We start from the raw sequence: 25,744 nt of genomic DNA, 5'->3' as shown, positions 1-25,744 counted from the left end.
GGGGGAAAGGTTGGTTCCTATGGGCTGCCCCGATGTGCCCCCTCGCCTGCCGCGTCCGGCTCTTAACGCAGCAGTCCGGCCGCTCGGGCCCAGCGGTACTTGGCGCCGAGCACGGCGACCGGCTTCTCGGTCGTGTACGGGTAGGCGATGACTCCGTGGTCGAACAGGTACGCGCAGGCCTCCTCCACTTCGGTGTCCCCTGCCAGGGACGCGACGACCGGCTTGACGTTGCCCTTCGCCCGCTCCTCGGCCACCACGCGGGCGAGCAGTTCGGCGAAGACCATGGGCGGGGTCACGATCGTGTGCCAGTAGCCGAGGACCAGCGCGTGGACGCGCTCGTCGGACAGCCCGAGCCTGACCGTGTTCTCGTAGGTCGAGGGCGGCTCGCCGCCGGTGATGTCGATGGGGTTGCCCGCGGCCCCGAAGGGCGGGATGTAGGCGCGGAACGCCTCGTCGAGGTCGGGCGGGATCTCCATGAGCGTGAGCCCGGCGTCGACGCAGGCGTCGGACAGCAGCACGCCGGACCCGCCCGCGCCGGTGATGATGACGACGTTCTCCCCCTGCGGGGCGGGCATCAGCGGCAGCGCCCTGGCGTACTCCAGCATGTCGTTGAGACCGGGCGCGCGCACGACTCCGGCCTGGCGCAGGATGTCGTCGTAGACCTTGTCGTCGCCGGCCAGCGCTCCGGTGTGCGAGCCGGCCGCCCGCGCGCCCATCGCGGTGCGCCCGGCCTTGAGCACGATGACGGGCTTCTGCTTCACGACCCTGCGCGCGGCCTCGACGAAGCCGCGCCCGTCCTTGAGGTCCTCCAGGTGCATGGCGACCGCGCGGGTGTTGTCGTCCTGCTCGAAGAAGGTGAGCAGGTCGTCCTCGTCCACGTCGGCCTTGTTGCCGACGCCGACGATCGCCGAGACGCCCATCTTCGTGGTACGGCTGAAGCCCAGGATGGCCATGCCGATGCCGCCGCTCTGCGAGGTCAGCGCGACACTGCCCTTCACGTCGTACGGCGTGCAGAACGTGGCGCAGAGGTTCTCCGGCGTGTAGTAGTAGCCGTAGATGTTGGGCCCGAGCATCCGCACCCCGTGCCGCCGGGCGATGTCGACGATCTCCCGCTGCCCGTCGGTGTTGCCGGTCTCGGCGAACCCCGACGGGATCATGATGGCTCCGGCGACCCCCTTCTTGCCCGCCTCCTCCAGCGCGGGCGCGACGTAGGCGGCGGGGATGGCGAAGACGGCCACGTCCACGTCGTAGGGCACGTCGGCGATGCTCTTGTAGGCGGGCAGGCCCATGATGTCGGCGGCCTTGGGGTTGATCGGGAAGATCTGGCCCTGGTAGCCGCCGTTGATGAGGTTGCGCATGACCGAGTTGCCGATCTTGCCCTGTTCGGCGGAGGCGCCGATGACGGCGATGGCACGCGGCTTGAAGATCCGGGTCATCTGCTCCAGGATGCGCTCCCTCGGCAGCTGTTCGACCGGCGCGGGCGCGGCGCCGACGAGGATGCGCACGTCGGCGGCGACGGCGCCGGAGGCGCTGGCGAAGACGGGGTTGAGGTCGATCTCCACGATCTCGGGGTGCTCGTCGACGAGCCTGCCGACGGCCTCGATGAGCCGGGCGAGCGCCGCGCGGTCCGCAGGCTCCGCCCCGCGCGCCCCACGCAGCACCTCCGCCGCTTTGATGTCGTCGAGCATCGTGAGGGCATCATCACCCGAGACCGGCGCCAGGCGGAAGGTCACGTCCTTGAGCACTTCGACCAGGACCCCGCCCAGCCCGAAGGCGACGACCTTGCCGAAGGTGGGGTCGGTGACGGCGCCGACGATGACCTCGTGGCCGCCGCCGACCAGTTGCTGGACCTGGACGCCGTCGATCTGGGCGTCGGCGTCGTACGCGAGCGCGTTGGCGAGGATTTTCGCGTGGCCTTCGCGTACCTCCTCGGGGGTCTTGAGTCCCACGAGCACGCCACCGGCGTCGGTCTTGTGCAGGATGTCCGGCGAGACGATCTTCAGGACCACCGGGAAGCCGATTTTTGCTGATATTTCGACCGCTTCCTCGGCCGTGGTGGCCAGGCCCTCGCCCGGGGTGGCGATGCCGTACTCCTCGCAGATCGTCCGCCCCTCCGGGGCGGTCAGCGCCGTGCGGCCCTCGGCCAGCGCCTTCTCGATGACTTCCCTCGCGGACATCAGATGACTCCGTTCGTCTTCAGCTCGGCCAGCTCGGCCGCGCTCACGCCGAGCGCGGCGTAGATCTCCTGGTTGTGCTCGCCGAGCAGGGGCGGGGTGACGACGTCGACCGGCGAGTCGGAAAGCTGCAGCGGGCTGCCCACGGTAACGAACTCGCCGCGCTCCGGATGCTCCACCGCCACGACGATGCCCTCCTCGCGCAGGCTCTCGTCCTCGGCCAGCTCCCTGGTCGACAGGATCGGGCCGCACGGGACGTTCTCCGCGTTCAGCCGGTCGAGCACCGTCCATTTGTCGTGGCGGATCGTCCACTCCTCGATGAGCTGGAACATCTTGTCGAGCTTGCCCAGCCGGGCCTCCGGCGTGGCCCACTCGGGGTCGTCGGCCAGCTCGGGACGGCCGATGATGCCCGCGATCGGCCGCCAGCCGACCGGCTGGACGATCACGTAGATGTAGTCGTTGGGCCCGCCGGGCGCGCAGCGCACCGCCCACCCCGGCTGGCCGCCGCCGCTGGCGTTGCCCGAGCGCGGCACCTCGTCGCCGAAGGTCCTGTTCGGGTACTCGCGCAGCGGCCCGTGCGCCAGCCGCTGCTGGTCGCGCAGCTTCACCCGGCACAGATTCAGTACGGCGTGCTGCATCGCCACCTGCACCCGCTGCCCGCGCCCGGTGCTCTCCCGCTGGTACAGGGCGGCCAGGATGCCCGCCACCGCGTGCACGCCGGTGCCCGAGTCGCCGATCTGCGCGCCCGTGGCCAGCGGCGGGCCCTCCTCGAAGCCCGTGGTGGTCATCGAGCCGCCCATGGCCTGGGCGATCACCTCGTACGCCTTGAACTTGGCGTACCTGCCGGCGCCGAAGCCCTTGATCGAGGCGTAGATGAGGCGCGGGTTGAGCTCGCTCAGGCGGTCCCAGGTGAAGCCCATCCGGTCGACGGCGCCGGGGCCGAAGTTCTCGACCAGGATGTCGGCGCCCTTGACCAGTTCGGTGAACAGCTCCTTGCCGCGCTCGGACTTCATGTTGAGGGTGATGCTGCGCTTGTTGCAGTTGAGCATCGTGAAGTAGAGGCTGTCGACGCCGGGTTTGTCGCGCAGTTGCTGGCGGGTGATGTCGCCCGTGGGCGCCTCCAGTTTGACCACGTCGGCGCCGAGCCAGGCGAGTAGCTGGGTGGCCGACGGCCCGGACTGGACGTGGGTCATGTCGAGGACGCGGACGCCTTCCAGAGCCTTCATCTGAGCCTCACTTGTACATCGTCTGGTTCATGGTTCCGGGGGCGTAGACCTCCGGGTCGACCCACACGTTGATCAGCGAGGGCTTGCCGGACTCGCGGGCCCTCTGCAGCGCCGGGCCGATCTCCTCCGGGTCGCGGACCTCCTCGCCGTAGCCGCCGAGCAGCTTGGCGAAGTCGCCGTAGCGGATGTCGCCCAGGGTGTTGCCGACGCGGGCGCGGTCCTCGCCGTACTTGGCGGCCTGGCCGTACCTGATCTGGTTCATCGAGGAGTTGTTGCCGATGACGCCGATGAACGGGAGGTCGAAGCGGATCATGGTCTCGAAGTCCCAGCCGGTCAGGGAGAAGGCACCGTCGCCGAACAGGCAGAGCACCTCCTTGTCACGGCGGGCCTGCTTGGCGGCCATCGCGAACGCCATGCCGACGCCGAGCGTGCCGAGCGGGCCGGGATCCATCCAGTGGCCGGGCGACTTGGGCTGCACGACCTGGCCGGAGAAGGTGACGATGTCGCCGCCGTCGCCGATGTAGATGGTGTCCTCGGTCAGGAACTCGTTGATCTCGTGGACCAGCCGGTACGGGTCGATGGGCGTGCTGCCGGAGAGCTGCCTGGGCAGGCGCTTGTCGTAGGACTGGGTCTCGACCGCGCGCAGCTCCTCGATCCACTCCTTGCGCCGGGCGGCGGCGTCGCTGATCCGGCCGCTCGCGGCCTGGACCGCGGCCGACAGGATGAGGCCGGCGTCGCCGACGATGCCGAGGTCGATGTCGCGGTTCTTGCCGACCGTGCGGTAGTCGAGGTCGATCTGGACCACGGTGGCGGTCGGGGACAGGCGCTTGCCGTACCCCATCCTGAAGTCGAACGGGGTGCCGACGATGATGATGAGGTCGGCCTCGGTGAAGGCGTACCTTCTGGAGAGCTGGAAGTGGTGCGGGTCGCCGGGCGGGAGCGTGCCGCGGCCGGAGCCGTTCATGTAGGCGGGCACGTTCAGGCTTCTGACGAAGTCGATCGCCGCGTCGGTGGCCCGGCAGGTCCAGACCTGGCTGCCGAGCAGGATGCACGGCTTCTCGGCGTGGGCGAGCAGGTCGGCCAGGCGCTCGATCGCCTCCGGGTCGCCGGCCTGGCGGGTGGAGGCCCGGTAGTTCTTGGGGATGCGCGCCTTCTCCAGCGGGATCTTCGCGTCCAGGACGTCACGCGGGATCTCCAGGAACGACGGTCCGGGAGCGCCGTGGTAGCACTCGCGGAAGGCCATCGACACGATGTCGGCCACGCGCTCGGTGCTCGGCACCGTGGCGGCGAACTTCGTGATCGGCGTCATCATGTCCACGTGCGGCAGGTCCTGGAGTGAGCCCATCTTGTGCTGGCTCAGCGCGCCCTGGCCGCCGATGAGGAGCATCGGGCTCTCGGCGCGGAAGGCGTTGGCCACGCCGGTGACCGCGTCGGTCGTGCCCGGTCCCGCGGTGACCACCGCGCAGCCGGGTTTGCCGGTGATGCGCGCGTAACCGTCCGCGGCGTGCGCGGCCACCTGCTCGTGACGAACGTCGATCACCTCGATGCCCTCATCGACGCAACCGTCGTAGATGTCGATGATGTGCCCGCCGCACAGCGTGTAGATCACGTCCACGCCCTCGGCCTTGAGCGCTTTGGCTACCAGATGACCGCCAGAGATCGTTTCCGACATCATGCACCCTTCCCGGCGACTGTCTCCCGCATACTGCATACCGTATGACGCCAATGGTTACTCCCTTGTGAACGGCCTGTCCAGACCTCTAGGGCAACTCGATCAACTCCACGGGCCCGCCGCACCACCCCGGCGGCACCGCCGCCAGGGCCTCGGCCAGCGCCGCTCCCCACAACGAACCCGGCCGATCGTGACCGACCGGAACCGCGCCCTTCCCCGACCGGCGGACCGGGACGAGGCGGGTGTCGCGCGGATGCGCCCGCACCGGTCCCGCCAGCGTGCTGCTCTCTCCCCGGTACGGCCCGCCGAGCAGGGGCACGAGCAGCGTCAGCGCCGCCCCGAGCGCGGCGAACGGGTTGCCCGGCAGGCCCACGAGCATGGCCCCTGACGTGAGGCGGGCCAGCAGTTGCGGATGCCCGGGACGCACGGCCACCCCGTCGACCAGCACCTCGGCGCCCTGGAGCACGCTCCGCAGGTGGTCGGCAGGCCCCTTGGACGAGGCCCCGCACACCACCACGACATCCGCCCTCTCCCCCACTTCCTGCCCCAGACCCCGGCCCATGGAGTGGCCTTCACCAGGGCTCGCGTCTTGATCCACGCCGCGGCCCGCGAGCGCCTCTCGCAGCACGTGTTCGCTGTCGGGCAGTCTGGTGACGCCTAGCAGGCGGCCGCCCGCGTGCTCGACCAGACCCGGCAGCATCGGCCCGATCGCGTCGCGTACCCGGCCCGGCGCCGGGAGCCCGGCGAAGACCACCTCGTCACCCGTCACCAGCACCGACACCGCGGGCTTGCGCAGCACCCTGAGCCGGTCGTGTCCCAGTCCGGCGGCCAGCCCCAGCACGGCCGGGGTCACCACCGTCCCGGCCCCGAGTACGACGGCGTCCTGGGGGACGTCCTCGCCCCGGCGCCTGATGTGCCGGCCCGTCTCGGCCGAGCCCTTGACCCACTGGCCGTCGGCGTCGGCGATTTCGTAGGGCAGCACCGCCATGGCGCCGGCGGGCACCGGGGCTCCGGTGGCGATCTCCACGGCCTCGCCGTCGGCCAGCGACGGGTGGGCCGCTCCCCCGGCCAGCACCCTGCCCACCAGCCGCCAGGGCGGCGGACCGCAGATCGCGTAGCCGTCCATGGCCGACACGTCGGTGCCCGGCACCGGGACCAGGGCGCGGAGGGGTTCGGCGAGGCGGCAGCCGTACACCTCGGGGAGGGGGAGATCGGCCGGTGCGGGCGGGCAGGCGTGGGCCGCGGCGAGGGCGCGCGCCCGCTCCCAGGACAGTGTGCTCATGGGCGGCTCCTTGACCGGCATTTTTCCATACTGTATACCGAATGCAGATTCCGACGCGAGAACGGAGCGCAGCATGAAAGTCGCTGTTCTTGGCGCCGGCGCCATCGGCGCGTACGTGGGAGCCGCCCTGCACAGGGCGGGAGTCGAGGTGCATCTGATCGCGAGAGGCGAGCACCTTGCGGCCATCCGCCGCGAGGGAGTACGGGTGCTCAGCCCCCGGGGCGATTTCGTCGCCCACCCCCATGCCACCGACGATCCGACCCACGTCGGCCAGGTGGACCACGTCTTCCTGGGCCTCAAGGCGAACAGCTACGCCGCCGCGGGCCCCATGATCAAGCCGTTGCTGCACGAGGCCACGAGCATCATCGCCGCGCAGAACGGCATCCCGTGGTGGTACTTCCACGGGCTCAACGGCCCATACCAGGGCTACCGCATCGAGAGCGTCGATCCGGACGGGGCCGTCACCGCGGCGCTGCCGCTGGAGCGCGCGATCGGCTGCGTCGTCTACGCCGCCACCGAGATCGAGGCGCCGGGCGTCATCCGGCACCTGGAGGGAACCCGGTTCTCCATCGGCGAGCCGAGCGGGCAACTGACCCCCCGGTGCGCCGCCTTCAGCCAGGCCGCGGTCGAGGGCGGGCTCAAGTGCCCGGTCGAGGCCGACGTCCGGCGCGATGTGTGGATCAAGCTGATGGGCAACATCGCCTTCAACCCGATCAGCGCCCTGGCCCGCGCCACCATGGCCGGCATCGCCCGCCATCAGGGCACGCGCGAACTGGTCATGGCGATGATGCGGGAGACCGTCGAGGTGGCGGGAAGGGTCGGGTGCGATCCGGGTGTGTCGATCGAACGGCGGCTGCGCGGCGCGGAGAAGGCGGGCGAGCACAAGACCTCCACGCTGCAGGACCTGGAGAAGGGCAAGCCGCTGGAACTGGACGTCCTGCTGGCGGCGGTGGTCGAACTGGCCGATCTGACCGGCGCCGAGGTGCCGGTGCTGCGTGCGATCCACGCGGTGAGCGACCTGCTGAACGAGAACCTTGTCCCTACGGCTTAGCCCGACATACCGTAGGCTGTATACAGAATGGAGGGATCATGAGCTATGACCGCCTGACCCGTCCACTGGTGCGTGAGGACGGCGTGCTGCGCGAGGCCACTTGGGACGAGGCGCTCGACCGCGCCGCCGAGGGCTTCAGGCGTGCCGTCGAGCGGCACGGCCCCGACACCTTCGCGATGTTGTCGTGCGCACGCTCCACCAACGAGATGAACTACATAGGCCAGAAGTTCACCCGTGTGGTCATGGGCACCAACAACGTGGACTCCTGCAACCGCACCTGCCACGCGCCCAGCGTGGCGGGGTTGTCGGCGGTGTTCGGCAGTGGAGGCGGCACCTCCTCCTACCAGGAGGTCGAGGACACCGACGTGATCGTGATGTGGGGTTCGGCTGCCAGGAACGCCCACCCCATCTTCTTCCACCACGTGCTCAAGGGCATCCACAAGGGCGCCCGCATGTTCGCCGTCGACCCGAGGCGCACCGGCACCGCGCAGTGGGCCGACCGCTGGCTCGGCCTGAACGTCGGGACCGACATCCCCCTCGCCCACGCCGTAGCCCGCGAGATCATCCACTCCGGGCTGCACAACCAGGCGTTCATCGAGCGGGCGACGTCGGGGTTCGCGGAGTTCGCCGCCTCGGTCGAGCCGTGGACGCTCACCGCCGCCGAGCAGGTGACCGGCGTACCGGCGGAGGCGATCAAGGAGCTGGCCCACGCCTACGCCCGCGCCGACCGGGCCCAGCTCTGCTGGACGCTCGGCATCACCGAGCACCACAACGCCACCGACAACGTGCGCGCGCTGATCAACCTCGCGCTGCTGACCGGGCACGTCGGCCGCTACGGCTCCGGTCTGTCGCCGCTGCGCGGCCAGAACAACGTGCAGGGCGGCGGGGACATGGGGGCCATCCCCAACCGGCTGCCGGGCTTCCAGGACATCCTGGACCCGGCGGTGCGGCGGCGCTTCGAGTCCGCCTGGAATATCGGGATTCAGCCGAAATATGGGCTTAATCTCACCCAGATGCTGGAGGCGATGGCCGAGGGCGAGGTCACCACCTGCTACCTCATCGGCGAGAACCCCGTCCAGTCCGAGGCCGACTCGCTGGCCTGCGTCAAACGCCTGTCCATGCTCGACCACCTGGTCGTCCAGGACATTTTCCTCACCAAGACCGCCCAGCTCGCCGACGTGGTCCTGCCCGCCAGCGCCGCCTGGTGCGAGAGCGACGGCACCTTCACCAACAGCGAGCGCCGCGTCCAGCGTGTCCGCAAGGCGCTCGACCCGCCCGGCGAGGCCCGCGACGACATCTGGATCATGTGCGAGCTGGCCCGCAGGCTCGGCCACGACTGGCACTACGACGGCGCCGAAGAGGTCTGGAACGAGCTGCGCGCCCTGTCCCCCGCCCACGCCGGTATGACCTACCAGCGGCTGGCCGACCTGCAGGGCATCCAGTGGCCGTGCCCGTCGGAGGACTCCGTCGAACCGCCCTACCTGCACGGGCGGCTCTGGGAGAGCGACCCCGCCCGGCGCGGCGTCCCCGCCCCCTTCGCCGTGCTGCGCCACTCGCCGCCGGTGGACCTGCTCGACGAGGAGTACCCGCTCCGGCTCACGACCGGGCGGCGGCTCGACTCCTACAACACCGGCGTGCAGTCCTCCGGGTTCGCCTCGCCGCTGCGGCGCGGGGAGACCATCGAGCTGTGCCCGGAGGACGCGATCCGGCTCGGGCTCGCCGCCGGGGAGGAGGTGCGGATCACCTCCAGGCGCGGCTCCGTCGTCGCGCCCGTCTTCATCGATCCCGCGCTGCGGCCCGGGCTGGTGTTCATGACGATGCACTTTCCCGACGAGGTGGACACCAACGCCCTCACCATCGAGGCGACCTGTCCCATCGCGGGGACGGCGGAGTTCAAGGCGGCAGCCGTACGGGTCGAGAAGCTTGTGAAGGTGGGCTGATGGACCTGCGCTTCCGCGACGCCGAGCCCACCCCCGAGGAGCGCGCCGCCGTCGACGCGCTCCTCGGCCCGCCCGCCACCGCGTGGGACGGCGGCGACAGAACCGCCGCCGACCTGCGCTTCGCCGCCCGCGCGGAACCGGCCAGGGACCTGTTGCTGCCCGCGCTGCACGCGGTCAACGACCGGGTGGGGTGGATCAGCGAGGGCGCGCTGGACTACATCTGCCGCCGCCTGACCGTGCCGCCGGCCGAGGCGTTCGGGGTGGCGTCGTTCTACTCGCTGTTCTCGCTGTCCGAACGTCCCGCCTCGGTGCTGCACGTCTGCACGGACCTAACCTGTCACGCTCGGGGCGCCTCCCAGGTACGGCAGGCGGTCGAGGACCGGCTCGGGCCGCCGGGGACGGCCTGGCAGGAGAGTCCTTGTCTGGGATTGTGCGAACGGGCACCGGCCTGCCTGACCTTGACGGCAGGCAACCCCCCATCAGCCACCATCCACGCCCCAGCCACCCCAGATCTGACCACCTCCGGTCTGACCGACTCCGGTCCAGCCGGCTCAGGTCTGACATCCCCAGGTCTGACAACCTCAGGTCTGACCGACCCCGGTCCGACATCCCCAGGTCTGACATCCCCTGGTCTGACCGACCCCGGTCTGACCGATTCCGTTGCGGGTGAAACGCCCGTGGCGGCGGCGGTGCCGCAGGCTGGGCGGGGCGGGCTGGTGCTGTTGCGGCGGGCCGGGGTCGTGGACCCGCTGAGCCTGGACGACTACCGGGCCCAGGGCGGCTACCAGGCCCTGCGCCGGGCCTTCCAGCTCGGCCCCACCGGCGTGATCAGGGAGGTCACCGAGTCCGGCCTGGTCGGCAGGGGTGGCGCCGCGTTCCCGACCGGGCGCAAGTGGGAGGCGACGGCCCGCCAGCCCGACCATCCCCACTACCTGGTCTGCAACGCAGACGAGAGCGAGCCGGGCACCTTCAAGGACCGCGTCATCATGGAGGGCGACCCGTACGCGCTGATCGAGGCCATGACGATCGCCGCCTACGCCACCGGCTGCGCCAAGGGCTACCTGTACATCAGGGGCGAATACCCACGGGCAAGGCACGCGCTGGAGAACGCCATGGCCACCGCCCGAGCCCGGGGCCTGCTCGGCGCGGACATCCTGGGCCAGAGATTCTCCTTCGACATCGAGCTCAGGCGGGGCGCGGGCGCGTACATCTGCGGGGAGGAGACGGCGATCTTCAACTCCATCGAGGGGCAGCGTGGCGAGCCGCGCAGCAAGCCGCCGTTCCCGGTGGAGAAGGGCCTGTTCGGCAAGCCGACCGTGGTCAACAACGTGGAGACGCTGGTCAACGTCCTGCCGATTCTGGAGCGGGGTCCTGAGGCGTACAGGGGCGCGGAGCCCAAGCTGTTCTGCGTGTCCGGAAATATCGGGAAACCGGGGGTGTATGAGCTGCCCTTCGGCGGCACGCTCAGGGAACTGCTCGACCTGGCCGAGCCCACCGGCGCGGTCAGGGCGGTGCTGCTGGGCGGCGCGGCCGGGGCGTTCGTCACCGATCTGGACATCCCGCTGACCTTCGAGGGCACCCGGCAGGCCGGAGCCACGCTGGGTTCCGGCGTCGTGCTCGTGCTCGGCGAGGACGTCGACCTCAAGGGCATCCTGCTGCGCATCGCCGAGTTCTTCCGCGACGAGTCGTGCGGCCAGTGCGTGCCGTGCCGGGTCGGAACCGTCCGGCAGGAGGAGGCGCTGCACCGCCTCTCGCGCCGCGTCGACCACGCCGACCTGGTCCTGCTGCGCGAGGTCGGCCAGACCATGCGCGACGCCTCCATCTGCGGCCTCGGCCAGACCGCCTGGAACGCGGTCGAGTCGGCCATCGACCGGTTGGGAGTCTTCAAGTGATCCCGTTGCAACCCCCTCGGCGGCTGATCGACGTCGAGATCGACGGCGAAGCCGTACGGGTGCCCGAAGGAGCGACGCTCCTGGACGCCTGCGCGACGGCGGGAAAGGACATCCCGACGCTCTGCCACGGCGACACCCTCACCCCGAAGAACGCCTGCCGCGTCTGCGTGGTCGAGGTCGAGGGCGCGCGCACGCTGGCCCCGGCCTGCTCGCGCAAGGCGGAGGCCGGGATGAAGGTGGCCACCGGCACCGAGCGCGCCCGCCACAGCCGCAAGGTCGTGCTCGAACTGCTGGCCTCCTCCACCGACCTGTCTACGACCCCGCGGGCCAAGGAGTGGATGGCGGAGTACGGGGCCGACCCGGCCAGGTTCGGCGAGGACGCGGCCACCGTCGAGCAGCCCGCCAAGGTGGACAACGACCTGTACGTGCGCGACTACAGCAAGTGCATCCTGTGCTACAAGTGCGTGGACGCCTGCGGCGAGCAGTGGCAGAACTCCTTCGCCATCACCGCGGCCGGGCGCGGCTTCGACGCCACCATCTCCACCGAGTGGGACGCGCCGCTCACCGACTCGGCCTGCGTCTACTGCGGCAACTGCGTCGAGGTCTGCCCGACCGGGGCGCTGTCGTTCAAGACCGAGTTCGACATGCGCGCCGAGGGCACCTGGGACGAGGAGCGCCAGAGCGAGACCACCACCGTCTGCAGTTACTGCGGCGTCGGCTGCAACCTCACCCTCCACGTCCAGGACAACAAGATCGTCAAGGTGACGTCACCCCACGACAACCCGGTCACCCACGGCAACCTCTGCGTGAAGGGACGTTTCGGGTACGGCTATGTCTAGAGTGACGATCAAACGCCCCATCCTGCGGGTCCGCGACACCACGACCCGCCGCTTCGACTCCCTCGCCGCCGAGGAACCCCTCGAGATCCGCCTCGACGGCACCCCCCTGACCGTCACCATGCGCACGCCGGGCGACGACTTCGACCTGGCCGCCGGGTTCCTGGTCAGCGAGGGCGCGGTGGGGCGCGCCGCCGACGTCGCCGCCATCCGCTACTGCGCGGGGGCCCTGGCCGACGGGACCAACACGTACAACGTCCTCGATGTACGGCTGGCGCCCGGCCTGCCCCGGCCCGAACCCCGCAACTTCTACACCACGTCGTCCTGCGGCGTGTGCGGGAAGGCGTCGCTGGAGGCGGTACGCACCGTGGCCAGGTGGACGCCGCGCGAGGACCAGGTCAGGCTGAGCCACCGGACGATCACCGCCCTGCCCGACCGGTTGCGCTCGGCCCAGCGTGTCTTCGACCGCACCGGGGGGCTGCACGCGGCGGGCCTGTTCACCCCGGCCGGGGACGCGATGTGCGTACGCGAGGACGTGGGCCGGCACAACGCGGTGGACAAGCTCATCGGCTGGGCGCTGCGCGGCGACCTGCTGCCGCTGCGCGAGACCGTCCTGATGGTCTCGGGACGCGCCTCCTTCGAACTGGTGCAGAAGGCGGTCATGGCCGGGATACCGGTGCTGGCCGCGGTGTCGGCGCCCTCCTCCCTGGCCGTGGAACTGGCCGCCGAGGAGGGGATGACGCTGATCGGCTTCCTGCGGGGGGAGTCGATGAACGTCTACACCGGCGAGCACCGCCTCGACGTCACCCCGGCCACCGGCCTCGGCTCTGCCGGTGGACGCAGTCCGGGGTGATGACGGGATGCCGCACGGTGCTCCGGTGCCCCCGACACCGTCCGGCATCCCACCCACCCAGCACGGCCCGCCGTTCAGGACGTGAACCCGTTCGTCCCGGTGACGAGTCACGCCTGCCCGATAGCAGGAAAAGCCGATCTAAAGCGGTGATTGTCATGATTTCTCCCTAGAGAACCCACCCTCGTCAAGGAGAAATCCATGCCCGGAATGGTCAGCAGGCGTACCCGAGAGGTCTCATCGGCCCGCAAGCGCGGCAGGGTGGCGATCGCCGGCCTCAGCGGTCTGGCCACGGTCGCCGCCGGCCTCGTCACGCTGTTCGCCGCCGCCGGACCGGCGCAGGCGGCGACGGATGTATGGGTCAGCGGCATGCTGGATTGCAAGATCACGCGAGTTTCCGATCTGCAGGGCGACATCACCAAGTTCTCGGTCCGCTGCCGGGCCAAGTACACCTCCGTGAACGGGTACTACATCGCGGGCTGGTGCAACGGCAGGTACCAGACCAGCGGGGAGGCCAGTGCCAACATCTGGGGCTACGGCGCCTCCGTGTACCTCAACTGCTCCTCGGGCTTCACCAAACTCCAGGTCTTCAGCACCTGATAAGTCAGCCTCGGCACTGATCGCGCACGCCCCCAGGCACTGACGTCGACCGTCGCGCCGCGGGGGCGTCTGCGTGTTCCGGAGCGGTCAGCGGGTCAGGAGGTCGTTGAGTTCGGCTTCGAAGAGCAGGGCGGGGTCGAAGCGCATGCCGGTGAAGTGGCCGGCGAGTTCCAGGGACAGGACGCCGTGTACGCGGGTCCAGAAGCTCAGTGCCCGGTGCAGGGCCTCGGGCGGGGCGGGGTGGCCGGCGGCCCAGTCACGGTGGTCGGCGAGGTGCAGGTCCAGGGGGGTCGGCTCGGCATGCTGGGGGAGCTTCACGGCGGCGTCCAGAAGGGCCGTCATGATCTCGGATGAGATGAGCGTGATGTCGTCGGGCGCCTGGTAGCCGGGCACGGGAGTGCCGTAGATCAGCAGGTAGCGCTGGGGGTCCGCCAAGGCCCAGTCGCGCATCGCGTGGGCCAGTCCGGCCAGGTCGGCGCCGGCCGTCGCGGCACTCAGGACGGTGTCGGCGAGGCTTCGGTAGGCGTCCCTGATGAGCTCGGTGATCAGGTCGTCGCGGCTGGCGTAGTAGCGGTAGAGGGCAGGGCCGCTCATGCCCATCTGCTTGGCGATCGCGTTCAGGGAGAGCGCGGAGGCGCCAGTGGTGGCGATCTGTTCCCAGGCGTGTTCCTTGATCTCCGCGCGTACCTGGGTGCGGTAGCGCTCGCGGGGGCTCTTCGTCGTCTCCGCCATCTCCTGCCGCCTTCCGCCGCCGCGAACTACATCCTCAAGATTTCGTTAGAAGGTATCACGAAACCTCTTGACGCTTCCTTCCATGCTTCGTTATAACTTCTAACGTAAGCATGAAGCTCTAGCAGCGACCGGAAGGAACCGTCATGACCACCGCCCTCGCCCCCGCCACCAGCCGGCGCATCCCGCTCGCGGTCACCATCTCCGCCTGGGCGGTTCCCGTCATGGTGGTCGGCCAGTTCGCCATGCTGGCGATCATCCCGGTCGTCGTCGCGCTGGTCGGCGCGCTCCGCCTGGTTCGCGACCGGCTGGTGCGCGTGACGGCCGCGATCGTCGCCGCCACGTGGACGATCCCGTTCATCATCTGGCAGGCGCGTCCCGACGGCGCGCCGAGCATGTCCAAGGACATCCACCCCGGCTTCGTCGCCCTGATCGTCGCCGCCTCCGCCGCGCTCATCGTGGCCATCCTCCGCGCCCGCCGCGGCTGAACCACCGAACCGCACCGAAAGGGAAACCTCATGCCCAAGCTCGCCGCCCTCACCCTCTCCCTCGCCGCCGCCGGGGTACTCCTGGCCAACGCCCCGGCCGCACAGGCCGCCACCCGGCCCGGCCCCGACGCCCCGCAGACCGGTGGCCTGACCTGCCGCGGCGTGGGCGTGGACCCCGGCGCCAAGGTCCGCTACCGGAGCGAGATCCTGGTCAAGGCGCCCATGCGGACGATCTGGAAGCTTCAGACCGACGTGGAACGCTGGCCGGACTGGCAGAAGCCCGTCGCCACCATGAAGCGCCTCGACAAGGGGCCGTTCCGCGAGCACTCGCGCTTCCGCTGGACCACCCCGGTGCCCGCCACCCCCGTCACCCCGCCCACCACGCTGGTCATCACCTCCACGGTGAAGCAACTGAAGAAGGACCGGTGCATCCGCTGGACCGGCCCCGCGATCGGCGAGGGACTCCGCATCGACCGGGGCGTCCACGTCTGGACGTTCGAGAAGGTCAAGGGCGGTGTCCTGGTACGCACCGAGGAGACCCACGCCGGCAAGCAGATCGAGTCCAACGCCCCGCTCGCCACCCAGTTCCTGGGCAAGGGCCTGGAGGCATGGCTGCGTGACCTGAAGACCACCGCCGAGGCCGAGCACCGGCGATAGCCGTACCACCGAAGACCAGGCCCGCACCGGCGCGAAACCGCCGGCGCGGGCCTCGGGGTCGTCACGACCTCGGCCGGCGCGGCGTGGAGTGAGGTCAGTGTGGGTTGGTCCAGGTCGGGGTCCAGACGTCGTCGCCGGGCTCCTGCCGGGTGGCGAAGTGGGTGCGGAGGGCGGCCAGGGCCGGGTGGGGGTTGTCGCGGCGCCAGGTCAGGGAGTGCGGATAGACAGGCATGGGATCGGTCACGGCGATGCGGCGCAGGCCGTGGTCGGCGGGCCAGACGAGTCTGGTCTGCTCGCCCACGAAGGTCGCCAGCGAGCGCGAGTCGGCGATCGTGTCCAGGAGCGGCTCTGTGCCGAAGTCGGGGCCGGTGATCTCGATGGTGAGGCCGAACGCGGCGGCCAGGTCGGCGTAGTAGGCGCCCCACTCGGTGCCGGGGACGATGCCGGGCATCCAGATCCGGTGGCCGGCCAGGTCGGCGGGGGTGACCGTGCGGGCGGTGGCGAGGGCGTGGGCGGGGCCGGTGAGGAGCTGGATGGGTTCGTCGTGGACCCGGGCGGCCTCCACGTCGTCGGGGAGCCTTCTGCCGGGCATGGTGACGGCGCGGAAGGACGCGTCGATCGTGCCGGATCCGAGCGCGGCCATGGCGGCGTCGGCGTCGAAGAGGGTCACGACGTCGAGTTCGATCTCGGGGTGGGCGCGGTGGAAGGCGCCCAGGAGGGCGGCGGGGGCCAGCCGCCTGCCGATCACATCCACGCGTAGCGCGCGGCTGCCGGGGCGGACGCTGGCGACCGCTCGCTCCTCCGCCTTCAGCAGGTCGCGGGCATGCGGCAGGAACGCCTGGCCGTCGATGGTGAGCCTGCTCCCTCGCGCGGTGCGCGTGAACAGCGGCACGCCGAGGTCGCGTTCCAGGGCCGCCACCCGCTTGGAGACGGCCTGCTGGGTGATCGACAACTCGTCGGCGGCGTCCTGGAACCGGCCCGCGTCGGCGGCGGCCACGAAGGTCCGCACGGCATCGAGATCCACGCCGACCGATGCTAGTGCCACAACGTTCGGTTGTGTCCGAGGGCCGCGTCGGTTGTTTGATCCGGCCCTCCGCCTGCCGCTTGGATGTGCCCGTGACAGACGGGCTACGGAGGGGTTCGCGCGGATGTGGGTTCGGGTGGTTGTGGGGGGCTTATGCGATCAGCTCGTACGGCACCAGCCTGAGCTTCGGAGCCTTTCCCCTGATCGCGGTCCTCGTGCTGGGATCAGGGCCGGCCGAGGTATCGGCGTTGTCCGCCGCCGGACTCGCCGTCGGGGCGATCGTCGCGATCCCGCTGGGCCCGTGGGTGGAGTTCCGCCGCAAGCGGCCGGTCATGGTCACGACAGACCTGGTCAGGTTCGGGGCACTGGCGAGCGTCCCCGTGGCGTTCGCGCTCGGCCTGCTCAGCTTCGCCCAGCTCCTGGTGGTGGCGATCATCAGCGCCGCGGCCAAGATCGCCTTCACGGCGGCCGGCGGCGCGTACCTGAAGGCGCTGGTTCCGCAGGAGGACCTGCTGGCCGCCAACAGCCGCTTCGAGTCCACGATGTGGTCGGCGACCGTCGTCGGCCCGCCGCTCGGCGGAGCCGCGACCGGGCTGTTCGGGCCGGTGACGACGGTCCTGGCCGACGCGGTGAGCTACCTGCTGTCGGCCCTGTGTGTACGCGCGATCCGCTGGGACGAGCCGCGCCCCACCCGCACCGCTCCCTCACGCCCAAGCGCCGGTGACCTGCTCGAAGGATGGCGCGACATCCTCGGGAACCCAGTGCTGCGCCGCCTGTTCGTCAACACGATCCTGGTCAACGGCCTGATCATGGCGGCCGAGCCGCTGATGGCCGTGCTCATGCTGGGCCATCTCGGGTTCGAACCCTGGGAGTACGGCCTCGCCTTCGCACTCCCCTGCCTCGGCGGCCTGGCCGGGGCCCGGCTGGCCAGGCGGCTGGTGAGACGGTTCGGGCAGCGCGCGATGATGCTCACCACCGGCACGCTGCGCGCGATCTGGCCCGTCGGGCTGGCGTTCGTACAGCCCGGCCTGCCCGGGATCGTGCTCGTGATCGTCGTCCAGTCGGGGCTGGTGACCTGCTTGGCGATGTTCAACCCGGTCCTGGCCACCTACCGGCTCGACCACACCGGGCCCGGCCGGGTCGCCCGCACGTTGTCCGCCTGGTCGATCAGCACCAGCCTCACCATCGCGGCCATGACCGCCCTGTGGGGCCTGCTGGGCGCCCTCGCCGGCACCCGAGCCGCGATCGCGGCGGCGGGGGTGCTGCTCCTGGCCACGCCGCTGCTGCTGCCCCGCAGGGCGACCGGGTGAGGGCGGGGCCGTGGCCCCGCCGTACCGGAGGGATCAGCCCTTGTCGGCCTCGCCGGTGGCCGCTTCCTGGGCCTCCTCGGGGGAGGCCTCGAGGTCCTGCTCGGCGTCGGCGCCCGCCTGGGCGGAGGCCTTGTCCAGCCGGACCCAGGAGGTGACGCTCTCCACCGCGAACAGCACGAACAGGTACGCCGTGAGCACCGCCAGCACCGGCAGCAGGATGCCGAGGGCGGCACCGGCGCCGATGATCAGGAGGCGCACCTCCCAGCCGAGACCCGCGTGGAAGACCCAGGCCGGCGGCCAGATGCTCTGGCGGGTGCGGTAGACGGTGTCGTAGGTGTGGTAGCCGACCACGTAGACCAGCACGAACACCAGCCACTTCGGCGCGTCGGCGGCCAGGCTCACCAGAATCACGGTCAGGAGCTCGGTGCCGCGCAGCAGCGGCGGCGTGAGCCAGTCGAAGCGGCCCAGGTGGTCGCGCGGGGCGGTCGGCAGCACCAGCAGGACCACGATCAGCGGCGCCACGAAGAGCATCGGGCCGGACTTCAGCAGCCCGGCGACACCCAGGGCGATGACGACCAGCAGCGCGGCGAGCGTGGCCGGCACCGGGGGCAGGCCCTTGCCGATCTTGCCGGCGAGGGCGTGGACGAGGGGGCCGTCGTCGCGGTAGGCGAGCAGGCGGGCCGTCTGGATGCGGCGCCGCTCCTCGTCGGGGTCGGGCGTGGTGGCGGCGGCCTGCGGCTGGGTGATCATGCGAGCGACCTCATGAGGCGTCCGGTGAGGGTGTAGGCGGCGGCGACGGTGCCCCAGGCCACCAGGGTGATGAAGGTGACGCGGGCGTCGAAGAGGGCGGCGGTGATCGCGATGGCCGCGAACCGCTCGCCGATGGGGAACACGATCATCTTGCGGGCCCAGTGCACGGCCCGGTAGCGCCCGGCCTTGGTCCACATCTTCAGCAGGCCGCGGATGCCCTGGCTGCGCTCGATCTTGCGCTTCTCCAGGTCCTTGCGGAGCCTGCGGTCGTCGGGGGCGTCCAGCGCCAGCGTGGGCAGCGGGGCGGGCGGCCTGCGGCGGTTGGAGATGCCGAAGGAGAAGTCGAGCAGGTGGCGCACCGACTGCAGGCCGAGCGCGGCCAGCGCGAGGATCCAGATGTCGTCGCCGTTGCCGGAGACCACCCAGCCGACGGCCAGCCCGGCGAAGACCACGTACTCCTTGAACCGGTCGAACGTGGCGTCCAGCCACGCGCCGAGCACGCCGAACTTGCGGGCGTAGCGGGCGACCTGGCCGTCGACGCAGTCGAAGACGAAGGCGAAGTAGATGAGCACGCCGCCGGCGACCATCCACGGACGCTGGCCGGTGGCGAAACAGGCCGCCGCCGCCACGCCGAGCAGGATGGAGATCAGCGTCACCTGGTTGGGCGTGAGGCCGCGGCGGGCCGCCCAGCGGGCGATGAAGCGCGAGTACGTCGAGACGAAGTACGTGGTGAAGAAGCCGTCGGCGCCCTTGACCGCGTTGTCGAGCCTGGCACGGTCCTCGTTCATGCCGGCCATCTCGGCGCCGGCCTCGTTGGCCTCCTCCTGGGTGGTGACCCGGCGGTAGAACAGGTCGCGACGCCCGCGCAGGCCGACGGAGACACCCTTGCGCACCAGGCCGAACACGACGAGCTGCACCAGGTCGTCGTCAGGGCCGAAGCGGTCGGTCATGCCGGCCAGCTCGCGGCAGGTCTCCGCGAGGATCGGCATGTGCTGCGCCTTGATGTGGAGCGGTCCGAGCAGCACCGTGTTGGGCCTGGTCACCGCGATGGTGGCGGTGCCGACGGAGACGATGCGGGACTTGCCGGCGCGGGCCCGGACGGGCAGCCCCTCCAGCGTGCGATCGCCGATCTCGGGGTCGGCCTCGTCGATCGGGACGGTGTCGGGAACGCTGTCCTCCTGCGCCTCCTCACCGTTGTCCGGCCGCGGCTCCTTGGCCACGAGCGCGATCGCGCCGCGCTTGGCCTTGGTGATCTGGTAGATCAGCTCGTCGTGTACGACGGAGTTGGCCGGGAGGATGAGAAGGTTGTCCGTTGCGGATTCTGCGACGTCGGCAAGGGCACGCAGGGCGGCGGCCACGTCGTGGGGCTCGATCGTGGCCGGCTGCGGATCCAGGGAGAGGATCTGACCGCGCAGTCTCTCGCCAACCGTGGGGTTGCCGGGCAGCGCGGCCAGCCGGAGGCCGGTCGGAGCGGTGTCGGGGCCGGGCGAAGAGCCCAGCAGGACCACGCGGGTCATGACTCCCTTTCGAGGCAGTTGCGGGGGGTTGAACAACGGGTAATGCGGGGACAGACGTCAAAGTCTAGTGAGCCTTGGGTAAAGCCGGTCCACCCGTGTGTCCCAATAGGATGTCCTGGTGAGTCTCTATCGTGACGAGGGCGTGGTCCTGCGCACGCAGAAGCTGGGCGAGGCCGACCGCATCATCACGGTGCTCACCAAGCGGACGGGCAAGGTCAGGGCGGTCGCCAAGGGCGTGCGGCGCACCACGAGCAAGTTCGGGGCGCGCCTGGAACCGTTCACTCACGTAGATCTTCAACTGCACGTCGGACGCTCGCTCGACGTGGTCACGCAGGCCGAGACGCTCAGACCGTACGGCGAGGCGCTGGCGATCGACTATCCCAAGTACACCGCGGGCAGCGCGATGCTGGAGACCGCCGACCGGCTCACGCACGGCGAGAAGGAGCCGGCGCTGCGGCAGTTCCTGCTCCTGGTGGGCGGGCTGCGCACGCTGGCCGACGGCGAGCACGAGTCCAGGCTGGTCCTCGACGCGTATTTCCTGCGCTCGCTGGCCGTCGCCGGGTACGCTCCGGCGCTGGAGGCGTGCGCCAAGTGCCGTGCCCCGGCGATCAGGGCGTTCGCGATCGTGGCCGGTGGCGTGGTGTGCGGCGGCTGCAAGCCGGCGGGCTCCGCCGTACCGTCGATCGAGACCATCGGGCTCATGACGGCGCTGCTGCGGGGCGACTGGACGGCGGCCGACGCGTCCGAGCCGCGCCATCGCAGCGAGTGCAGCGGGCTGGTTGCCGCCTACCTGCAGTGGCACCTGGAGCACGGCATCCGCTCGCTCCGACACGTAGAAAGAGAGCCGGTTTGAACGTCCGTCCGCCAGCGCCCCACCCTTCAGGCGCGACGCCGCCGCCGATCCCGCGCGACCTGGTGCCCAGGCATGTGGCGATCGTCATGGACGGCAACGGCCGCTGGGCCAAGCAGCGCGGGCTGCCGCGCACGGAGGGGCACAAGGCGGGCGAGGCGTCGCTGTTCGACGTGATCGAGGGCGCGATCGAGCTCGGCGTGCCCTATCTGTCGGCCTACGCCTTCTCCACGGAGAACTGGAAGCGCTCGCCCGAGGAGGTGCGCTTCCTCATGGGCTTCAACCGCGACGTGATCCGCCGCCGCCGCGACGAGCTCAACGCCATGGGCGTGCGGGTGCGCTGGGCGGGCAGGCCGGGGCGGCTGTGGAAGAGCGTGATCTCCGAGCTGGAGACGGCGCAGGAGATGACGGCGCTCAACCGGACGCTGACGTTGCAGTTCTGCGTCAACTACGGCGGGCAGGCCGAGATCGTCGACGCCGCGGTGAAGCTGGCCGCCGACATCGCCGCGGGCCGGGTGAAGCCGGGCAAGGTCAACGAGAAGGTCTTCGCCCGCTACCTTGACGAGCCGGACGTTCCCGAGGTCGACCTGTTCGTACGCTCGTCGGGCGAGCAGCGCTTCTCCAACTTCCTCCTGTGGCAGTCGGCCTACGCGGAGATGGTCTTCCTGAACCGCCTCTGGCCGGACTTCGACCGCCGCGACCTGTGGGAGGCGTGCGAGGTCTTCGCCAAGCGCGACAGACGGTACGGCGGTGCCGTGCCCAACGAGATCCCCCGATGACCCGTCAGGCCCGCCGGCGGGCCCGGTAGGCGGCGACGTGCATGCGGTTCCCGCAGGTACGGCTGTCGCAGTAGACCCGTGAGCGATTGCGGGACTCGTCCACGAACACGCGCTCGCAGTCGGGCGCGGAGCAGGTGCGCAGCCGCTCCCACTCGCCCTCGACGAGCAGTTGGGCGAGCGCGACCCCGCAGTCGGCCGCCACGTGCTCGGACAGCACGGCGTCCTGCGCGAAGTAGTGGATGTGCAGCGGATGCCCGTCGTGCTCGGCCAGCCGGGGCGTGATCCGGGTCTCGGCCAGCAGCGAGTTGAGCAGCCGGACCGCGACGGTCTGGTCGGCGGCGACGAACACCCGGTGGAAGGCCTCCCGCAGCATGCGCACCTGCCCCAGGTCGCGGGGGGTGAGCACGCCGATGCCGCTGATCTGCCGCGACTCGACGAAGGCCTGCAAGTCGCCCAGATCGGCCAGGCCGTCGTCGCCCCCGGTCGAGGGTGAGGTGTTCACAAGCTCGACGACGGTGGCCAGCGAGTGCACCATGTCATGGCCAAACGGCATATTGACTCCTGTCTACGCCTGCTCATAGCGTGGACGAAGCGTATCTCTACAACGGGCGGGCGGGGGTCCTCGGTGAGTGCACATCGCCGTATCGTGCTGATCGCCGTGGTGGGCGCGCTCGTCATCTCCACGTCGGGGCCGCTCGTGCGGCTGTCCGAGGTGTCCCCGGCCACGTCGGCGTTCTGGCGGCTGGCGTACGCGGTGCCGCCCCTGCTCGTGCTGGCCTGGCTGGAGCGGCGCCGGCTCGGCCCGCTGCCGGCAAGGGGGCGCTACCTGTCCTGGGCGGCGGGCTTCGTCTTCGCCCTCGACCTGCTGTTCTGGCACACCGCGATCGAGTACGTCGGCGCCGGGCTGGCCACCGTGCTCGGCAACCTTCAGGTCTTCCTGGTGGCGTTCGCCGCCTGGGCCGTCTTCCGCGAGCGTCCCTCCACCCGGCTCATGATCGGCACGCCGGTGGTGTTCGCCGGCGTAGTCCTGATCTCCGGGCTCTTCGACAGCGCCGCCTATGGCACCGATCCCCGGCTCGGCGTGGTGTTCGGGCTGGCCACCTCGGTCGCCTACGCCGCGTACCTGCTGCTGATGAAGGCCGCGGGCCCGCACGCCATGGCGCCCCTGGCGCACACCGTCGTGGTCGCCACGCTCTCGGTCGCCGCGCTGAGCCCGCTGTTCGGCGGCGCGGGGTTCGTGCCGACCTGGCCCGCCCACGGCTGGCTGCTCGCCCTGGCCCTGGGGCCCCAGGTGCTCGGCTGGGCGCTCATCACCTGGGCCCTCCCCCGCCAGCCCGCCGCGCTCACCGCGCTGCTGCTGCTCATCCAGCCGATGACGACGGTCGCGCTGTCGGCGCTGGCGCTGGGCGAACGGCCGTCGCCGTTGCAGCTCGCCGGCTGCGTGGTGGTCATCCTGGGAGTCCTGTACGGCTCCCGCGGCTCCGCGCCCCCGCCGCCGGCCCCCCGTGAACCGGCCGAGGCGCTGGGCTCCTCCTCCCGGCGAGCCTGAGGGGCGGCTCCTGGGCCCCTCCAACTTTGCGACCGCATATCCCCAAGGCCGCAACCACCGGCCGGGCGGCCGCGAACACTGACGGCATGGAGACCGTGATCGTCCTGTTCAACCGGGACCTGCGCGTGCACGACCACCCCGCGCTGGCCGCCGCCTGCGAGCAAGCCCGCAGCGTGGTCCCGTTGTTCGTGCTCGACCCCGCCATACCGGCGGGCCGCCGCACGGGGTTCCTGCTGGACTGCCTCGCCGACCTGCGCGAGGCCCTGCGTGCCAAGGGCGGCGACCTCGTCGTACGGCACGGCGACACCGTCACCGAGACCATGCGGCTGGCCAGGCAGGTGAAGGCGGCGGCGGTCTTCGCCTCGGCCGACGTCAGTGCCCTGGCCCACCGCAGGCAGCGGCGCCTGGAGGCCGAGCGGATCGACCTGCGGCTCTTCCCCGGCGTCACCGTCGTCCCGCCGGGCGAGCTCGAGCCCGCCGGAGGCGACCACTACCGGGTCTTCACCCCGTACTGGCGCGCGTGGACCAAGGCGCCCAGACGCGACCTCGCGCCCACGCCGGCGAAGATCCGCGTCCCGGAGGGCCTGGACCCGGGCGCCCTGCCGGAGGCCCAGCGCTGGGGCGCGATCCGCGGCGGGGAGACCCGTGCCAGGACCCGCATGCGCACCTGGATCGACCGGCATCTGGACGACTACGACGACGGCCACGACGACCTGGCCGGGGACCGTACCTCCAGGCTGAGCCCCTATCTGCGCTTCGGCTGCCTGTCACCGCTGGAGCTGTCCACCCGGGGCAACGAGCCGTTCACCAGGCAACTGTGCTGGCGCGACTTCCACCACCAGGTCGCCCAGGTCTTCCCCGACCTCCCGCGCGCCGACTACCGGCCGCGCGGCCACGACTGGCGCGACGACCCGGAGGCCGCGCAGGCGTGGGCGGCCGGGCAGACCGGGGTCCCGATCGTGGACGCGGGCATGCGCCAGTTGGCCGCCGAGGGGTGGATGCACAACAGGGCCCGCATGATCACCGCCGCCTATCTGGTGAAACACCTGCGCGTCGACTGGCGGACGGGCGCGGCGCACTTCTTCGAGCTGCTGCTGGACGGCGAGGTGGCCAACAACTCGGGCAACTGGCAGTGGGTGGCCGGGACCGGCAACGACACCCGTCCCAACCGCGGCTTCAACCCGATCCGCCAGGCCAGGCGCTTCGACCCGGACGGCGCGTACGTGCGGCGGCACGTCCCGGAACTGGCCGACGTTCCCGCGCCGCTGATCCACGAGCCGTGGCTGGCGGACCGGCCGATCCCCGGCTACCCGCCGCCCTACGAGACGCCGGACTGAGCGCAGGCGGCCATCGAGCAGCCGGCGCAGGTGCCGAACACCTCGACGGTGTGGGTGATCTCCGTGAACCCGTGGTCGCGGCCGACCGCCTCGGCCCACCGCTCCACGGCGGGCCCGGCCACCTCGACCGTCCGCCCGCACCTGCGGCACACCAGGTGGTGGTGATGGTCGTCGGTCGCGCAGGCCCGGTAGACGGACTCGCCCTCGTCGGTGCGCAACACGTCGACCTTGCCGCCGTCGGCCAGCGCCTGGAGGGCACGGTAGACGGTGGTGAGGCCGATCTTGGCCCCGTCCTGCCGCATCTCCGCGTAGACGTCCTGCGCGCTGCGGAACCCCTCGCTGCGGCGCAGCGTGTCGTGGACGGCATCGCGCCTGGTCGTCATGTGATCTCCTGTGGTCGGCCTCGCCGTACGAATTTACCGACCCCGAGGGCCAGTACGAAGCCGGCGAGCGCGAGCAGGACGATCGACGCGCCCGGCGGCACCTTGGGCGAGACGGTGGACACGAGCAGCCCGCCGACCGCCGCCACCATCCCGAACACCGTCGCCAGCCCCATCGTCGCCTTGAACCCCCTGGTCAGCTGCTGGCTCGTGGCGACCGGGATCACCATGAGCGCGCTGACGAGCAGCAGCCCCACCACCCGCATGGCGATGACGACGGTCAGCGCCGCCGTCACGGCGATCAGCAGGCTGAGGAAGCGCACCGGCAGCCCGCTCGCCTTCGCCACCTCCTCATCCTGGCAGAGCACGAACAACTCTCTCCCGAAGAAGCCCACAACCGCCAGCACCGCGACCGCGAGCGCGCCGATGATCCAGATGTCCTGGCGGGTGACGCTGGCGATGGCGCCGAACAGGAAGGAGTTGAGCTTGGCGTTGCTGCCGCCGGGCGCGATGGCCATGAGCATGACGCCGCCGGCGATGCCGCCGTAGAACAGCAGCGCGAGCGCGACGTCCCCGCTGGTACGCCCGCGCGCCCGCACCAGCTCGATGGCGACCGCGCCGGCGACCGAGACGAGCACGGCGGTGAGCACCGGCGCGGTGTCGGTCAGGAACCCGAGGGCGACGCCGGTCAGCGCCACGTGGCCGATGCCGTCGCCGAGCAGGGCCAGGCGGCGCTGCACGATGAACGTGCCGACGGCGGGCGCGCACAGCCCCACCAGCAGGGCGGCGACGAGGGCGAGCTGGAAGAACTCCCTCTGCAGAAGATCGCTCACGGATGCACTTGCCAATCG

24 protein-coding genes are annotated in these 25,744 nt (G+C 70.9%); 13 read left to right on the top strand and 11 right to left on the bottom strand.

Annotated features, from left to right (window positions below; translation table 11 throughout):
• Positions 1–62 precede the first annotated feature (62 nt).
• The 4 genes from ACIBEJ_RS22835 to ACIBEJ_RS22820 form a co-directional block, all read right to left on the bottom strand.
• Positions 63–2,177, bottom strand: coding sequence for an acetate--CoA ligase family protein (locus ACIBEJ_RS22835; protein ID WP_397184792.1), 2,115 nt, complete (start codon positions 2,175–2,177; stop codon positions 63–65).
• Positions 2,177–3,400: a formyl-CoA transferase gene (gene frc / locus ACIBEJ_RS22830; RefSeq protein ID WP_397184791.1), complete on the bottom strand. Its 1,224-nt coding sequence runs from the start codon at positions 3,398–3,400 to the stop codon at positions 2,177–2,179. The genes ACIBEJ_RS22835 and frc overlap by 1 nt, the downstream gene beginning before the upstream one ends.
• A gap of 7 nt (positions 3,401–3,407) precedes the next feature.
• Complete coding sequence (locus ACIBEJ_RS22825; protein WP_397184790.1) at positions 3,408–5,075, bottom strand: thiamine pyrophosphate-binding protein; 1,668 nt, start codon at positions 5,073–5,075, stop codon at positions 3,408–3,410.
• A gap of 85 nt (positions 5,076–5,160) precedes the next feature.
• A complete protein-coding gene (locus tag ACIBEJ_RS22820) occupies positions 5,161–6,354 on the bottom strand; it encodes a molybdopterin molybdotransferase MoeA (protein WP_397184789.1) in 1,194 nt (397 codons plus the stop codon).
• A gap of 73 nt (positions 6,355–6,427) precedes the next feature.
• Here ACIBEJ_RS22820 and ACIBEJ_RS22815 point away from each other — a divergent pair, with 73 nt between their 5' ends.
• The 6 genes from ACIBEJ_RS22815 to ACIBEJ_RS22790 all read left to right on the top strand — a co-directional run bounded on the left by ACIBEJ_RS22815 (position 6,428) and on the right by ACIBEJ_RS22790 (position 13,523).
• Positions 6,428–7,405, top strand: coding sequence for a 2-dehydropantoate 2-reductase (locus ACIBEJ_RS22815; RefSeq protein ID WP_397184788.1), 978 nt, complete (start codon positions 6,428–6,430; stop codon positions 7,403–7,405).
• Between the two features lie 38 nt (positions 7,406–7,443).
• Entirely contained in the window at positions 7,444–9,345 is a 1,902-nt protein-coding gene (locus ACIBEJ_RS22810; RefSeq protein WP_397184787.1) for a molybdopterin oxidoreductase family protein, read from the top strand.
• Positions 9,345–11,237, top strand: coding sequence for an NAD(P)H-dependent oxidoreductase subunit E (locus tag ACIBEJ_RS22805; protein ID WP_397184786.1), 1,893 nt, complete (start codon positions 9,345–9,347; stop codon positions 11,235–11,237). The genes ACIBEJ_RS22810 and ACIBEJ_RS22805 overlap by 1 nt, the downstream gene beginning before the upstream one ends.
• Positions 11,237–12,076 carry a 2Fe-2S iron-sulfur cluster-binding protein gene (locus ACIBEJ_RS22800; protein ID WP_397185280.1) on the top strand — a complete coding sequence of 280 codons (840 nt, stop codon included), beginning with the start codon at positions 11,237–11,239 and terminating at the stop codon, positions 12,074–12,076. The genes ACIBEJ_RS22805 and ACIBEJ_RS22800 overlap by 1 nt, the downstream gene beginning before the upstream one ends.
• Positions 12,069–12,926 carry a formate dehydrogenase accessory sulfurtransferase FdhD gene (fdhD, locus tag ACIBEJ_RS22795; protein WP_397184785.1) on the top strand — a complete coding sequence of 286 codons (858 nt, stop codon included), beginning with the start codon at positions 12,069–12,071 and terminating at the stop codon, positions 12,924–12,926. Before ACIBEJ_RS22800 ends, fdhD begins: the two co-directional genes overlap by 8 nt.
• Positions 12,927–13,124: 198 nt before the next feature.
• A complete protein-coding gene (locus ACIBEJ_RS22790) occupies positions 13,125–13,523 on the top strand; it encodes a hypothetical protein (protein WP_397184784.1) in 399 nt (132 codons plus the stop codon).
• 87 nt (positions 13,524–13,610) lie between these two features.
• On the opposite strand, the gene ACIBEJ_RS22785 is transcribed toward ACIBEJ_RS22790, so the two are convergent.
• Positions 13,611–14,255: a TetR/AcrR family transcriptional regulator gene (locus ACIBEJ_RS22785; RefSeq protein WP_397184783.1), complete on the bottom strand. Its 645-nt coding sequence runs from the start codon at positions 14,253–14,255 to the stop codon at positions 13,611–13,613.
• Positions 14,256–14,398: 143 nt separating this feature from the next.
• Here ACIBEJ_RS22785 and ACIBEJ_RS22780 point away from each other — a divergent pair, with 143 nt between their 5' ends.
• Both ACIBEJ_RS22780 and ACIBEJ_RS22775 read left to right on the top strand, forming a co-directional pair.
• The gene (locus ACIBEJ_RS22780) at positions 14,399–14,740 is read left to right on the top strand and encodes a hypothetical protein (RefSeq protein WP_397184782.1); all 342 of its coding nucleotides are present in this window, start codon (positions 14,399–14,401) and stop codon (positions 14,738–14,740) included.
• A gap of 30 nt (positions 14,741–14,770) precedes the next feature.
• The gene (locus tag ACIBEJ_RS22775) at positions 14,771–15,397 is read left to right on the top strand and encodes an SRPBCC family protein (protein ID WP_397184781.1); all 627 of its coding nucleotides are present in this window, start codon (positions 14,771–14,773) and stop codon (positions 15,395–15,397) included.
• 94 nt (positions 15,398–15,491) lie between these two features.
• Here ACIBEJ_RS22775 and ACIBEJ_RS22770 read toward each other — a convergent pair whose 3' ends face one another.
• Positions 15,492–16,421 carry a LysR family transcriptional regulator gene (locus tag ACIBEJ_RS22770; protein ID WP_397184780.1) on the bottom strand — a complete coding sequence of 310 codons (930 nt, stop codon included), beginning with the start codon at positions 16,419–16,421 and terminating at the stop codon, positions 15,492–15,494.
• 86 nt (positions 16,422–16,507) lie between these two features.
• On the opposite strand from ACIBEJ_RS22770, the gene ACIBEJ_RS22765 reads away from it, so the two are divergent.
• A complete protein-coding gene (locus ACIBEJ_RS22765; RefSeq protein WP_397184779.1) occupies positions 16,508–17,731 on the top strand; it encodes an MFS transporter in 1,224 nt (407 codons plus the stop codon).
• Positions 17,732–17,764: 33 nt separating this feature from the next.
• On the opposite strand, the gene ACIBEJ_RS22760 is transcribed toward ACIBEJ_RS22765, so the two are convergent.
• Positions 17,765–18,481, bottom strand: a complete 717-nt coding sequence (locus ACIBEJ_RS22760) for a DUF5941 domain-containing protein (RefSeq protein WP_397184778.1) — start codon at positions 18,479–18,481, stop codon at positions 17,765–17,767.
• The gene (locus tag ACIBEJ_RS22755; protein ID WP_397184777.1) at positions 18,478–19,998 is read right to left on the bottom strand and encodes a CDP-alcohol phosphatidyltransferase family protein; all 1,521 of its coding nucleotides are present in this window, start codon (positions 19,996–19,998) and stop codon (positions 18,478–18,480) included. The genes ACIBEJ_RS22760 and ACIBEJ_RS22755 overlap by 4 nt, the downstream gene beginning before the upstream one ends.
• A 118-nt stretch (positions 19,999–20,116) precedes the next feature.
• Between ACIBEJ_RS22755 and recO the strand changes: the two genes are divergently transcribed.
• On the top strand, positions 20,117–20,851 hold the full coding sequence (recO, locus tag ACIBEJ_RS22750) for a DNA repair protein RecO (RefSeq protein ID WP_397184776.1): 735 nt from the start codon (positions 20,117–20,119) through the stop codon (positions 20,849–20,851).
• Complete coding sequence (locus ACIBEJ_RS22745) at positions 20,848–21,627, top strand: isoprenyl transferase (protein WP_397184775.1); 780 nt, start codon at positions 20,848–20,850, stop codon at positions 21,625–21,627. Before recO ends, ACIBEJ_RS22745 begins: the two co-directional genes overlap by 4 nt.
• A 4-nt stretch (positions 21,628–21,631) precedes the next feature.
• Here the strand turns inward: ACIBEJ_RS22745 and ACIBEJ_RS22740 are convergent, their stop codons facing one another.
• Positions 21,632–22,180 carry a CGNR zinc finger domain-containing protein gene (locus ACIBEJ_RS22740; RefSeq protein ID WP_397184774.1) on the bottom strand — a complete coding sequence of 183 codons (549 nt, stop codon included), beginning with the start codon at positions 22,178–22,180 and terminating at the stop codon, positions 21,632–21,634.
• A 93-nt stretch (positions 22,181–22,273) separates the two neighbouring features.
• On the opposite strand from ACIBEJ_RS22740, the gene ACIBEJ_RS22735 reads away from it, so the two are divergent.
• Both ACIBEJ_RS22735 and ACIBEJ_RS22730 read left to right on the top strand, forming a co-directional pair.
• Complete coding sequence (locus ACIBEJ_RS22735; RefSeq protein ID WP_397184773.1) at positions 22,274–23,176, top strand: DMT family transporter; 903 nt, start codon at positions 22,274–22,276, stop codon at positions 23,174–23,176.
• 86 nt (positions 23,177–23,262) lie between these two features.
• Entirely contained in the window at positions 23,263–24,513 is a 1,251-nt protein-coding gene (locus ACIBEJ_RS22730; RefSeq protein ID WP_397184772.1) for a cryptochrome/photolyase family protein, read from the top strand.
• Here ACIBEJ_RS22730 and ACIBEJ_RS22725 read toward each other — a convergent pair.
• Together ACIBEJ_RS22725 and ACIBEJ_RS22720 are read right to left on the bottom strand one after the other, a co-directional pair.
• Entirely contained in the window at positions 24,495–24,896 is a 402-nt protein-coding gene (locus ACIBEJ_RS22725; protein WP_397184771.1) for a Fur family transcriptional regulator, read from the bottom strand. The two genes, ACIBEJ_RS22730 and ACIBEJ_RS22725, sit on opposite strands and share 19 nt — an antisense overlap.
• The gene (locus ACIBEJ_RS22720) at positions 24,893–25,726 is read right to left on the bottom strand and encodes a metal ABC transporter permease (protein ID WP_397184770.1); all 834 of its coding nucleotides are present in this window, start codon (positions 25,724–25,726) and stop codon (positions 24,893–24,895) included. Before ACIBEJ_RS22720 ends, ACIBEJ_RS22725 begins: the two co-directional genes overlap by 4 nt.
• Between the last annotated feature and the right edge of the window lie 18 nt (positions 25,727–25,744).

This window comes from Nonomuraea sp. NPDC050790 (assembly GCF_044456745.1).
GTDB lineage: Bacteria > Actinomycetota > Actinomycetes > Streptosporangiales > Streptosporangiaceae > Nonomuraea.
Note: the sequence above shows the minus strand (reverse complement) of the source record. Positions and strands in the feature narration are given on the sequence as shown.

What these genes read in the sequence shown, in the direction of transcription:
- ACIBEJ_RS22810 (WP_397184787.1), top strand. Translation starts at nt 7,444, where the DNA reads ATGAGCTATGACCGCCTGACCCGTCCACTGGTGCGTGAGGACGGCGTG.
- fdhD (WP_397184785.1), top strand. Translation starts at nt 12,069, where the DNA reads ATGTCTAGAGTGACGATCAAACGCCCCATCCTGCGGGTCCGCGACACC.
- ACIBEJ_RS22755 (WP_397184777.1), bottom strand. Translation starts at nt 19,998, where the DNA reads ATGACCCGCGTGGTCCTGCTGGGCTCTTCGCCCGGCCCCGACACCGCT.
- ACIBEJ_RS22725 (WP_397184771.1), bottom strand. Translation starts at nt 24,896, where the DNA reads ATGACGACCAGGCGCGATGCCGTCCACGACACGCTGCGCCGCAGCGAG.
- ACIBEJ_RS22790 (WP_397184784.1), top strand. Translation starts at nt 13,125, where the DNA reads ATGCCCGGAATGGTCAGCAGGCGTACCCGAGAGGTCTCATCGGCCCGC.
- ACIBEJ_RS22730 (WP_397184772.1), top strand. Translation starts at nt 23,263, where the DNA reads ATGGAGACCGTGATCGTCCTGTTCAACCGGGACCTGCGCGTGCACGAC.
- ACIBEJ_RS22815 (WP_397184788.1), top strand. Translation starts at nt 6,428, where the DNA reads ATGAAAGTCGCTGTTCTTGGCGCCGGCGCCATCGGCGCGTACGTGGGA.
- ACIBEJ_RS22835 (WP_397184792.1), bottom strand. Translation starts at nt 2,177, where the DNA reads ATGTCCGCGAGGGAAGTCATCGAGAAGGCGCTGGCCGAGGGCCGCACG.
- frc (WP_397184791.1), bottom strand. Translation starts at nt 3,400, where the DNA reads ATGAAGGCTCTGGAAGGCGTCCGCGTCCTCGACATGACCCACGTCCAG.
- ACIBEJ_RS22760 (WP_397184778.1), bottom strand. Translation starts at nt 18,481, where the DNA reads ATGATCACCCAGCCGCAGGCCGCCGCCACCACGCCCGACCCCGACGAG.
- ACIBEJ_RS22775 (WP_397184781.1), top strand. Translation starts at nt 14,771, where the DNA reads ATGCCCAAGCTCGCCGCCCTCACCCTCTCCCTCGCCGCCGCCGGGGTA.
- ACIBEJ_RS22820 (WP_397184789.1), bottom strand. Translation starts at nt 6,354, where the DNA reads ATGAGCACACTGTCCTGGGAGCGGGCGCGCGCCCTCGCCGCGGCCCAC.
- ACIBEJ_RS22780 (WP_397184782.1), top strand. Translation starts at nt 14,399, where the DNA reads ATGACCACCGCCCTCGCCCCCGCCACCAGCCGGCGCATCCCGCTCGCG.
- ACIBEJ_RS22740 (WP_397184774.1), bottom strand. Translation starts at nt 22,180, where the DNA reads ATGCCGTTTGGCCATGACATGGTGCACTCGCTGGCCACCGTCGTCGAG.
- ACIBEJ_RS22785 (WP_397184783.1), bottom strand. Translation starts at nt 14,255, where the DNA reads ATGGCGGAGACGACGAAGAGCCCCCGCGAGCGCTACCGCACCCAGGTA.
- ACIBEJ_RS22825 (WP_397184790.1), bottom strand. Translation starts at nt 5,075, where the DNA reads ATGATGTCGGAAACGATCTCTGGCGGTCATCTGGTAGCCAAAGCGCTC.
- ACIBEJ_RS22805 (WP_397184786.1), top strand. Translation starts at nt 9,345, where the DNA reads ATGGACCTGCGCTTCCGCGACGCCGAGCCCACCCCCGAGGAGCGCGCC.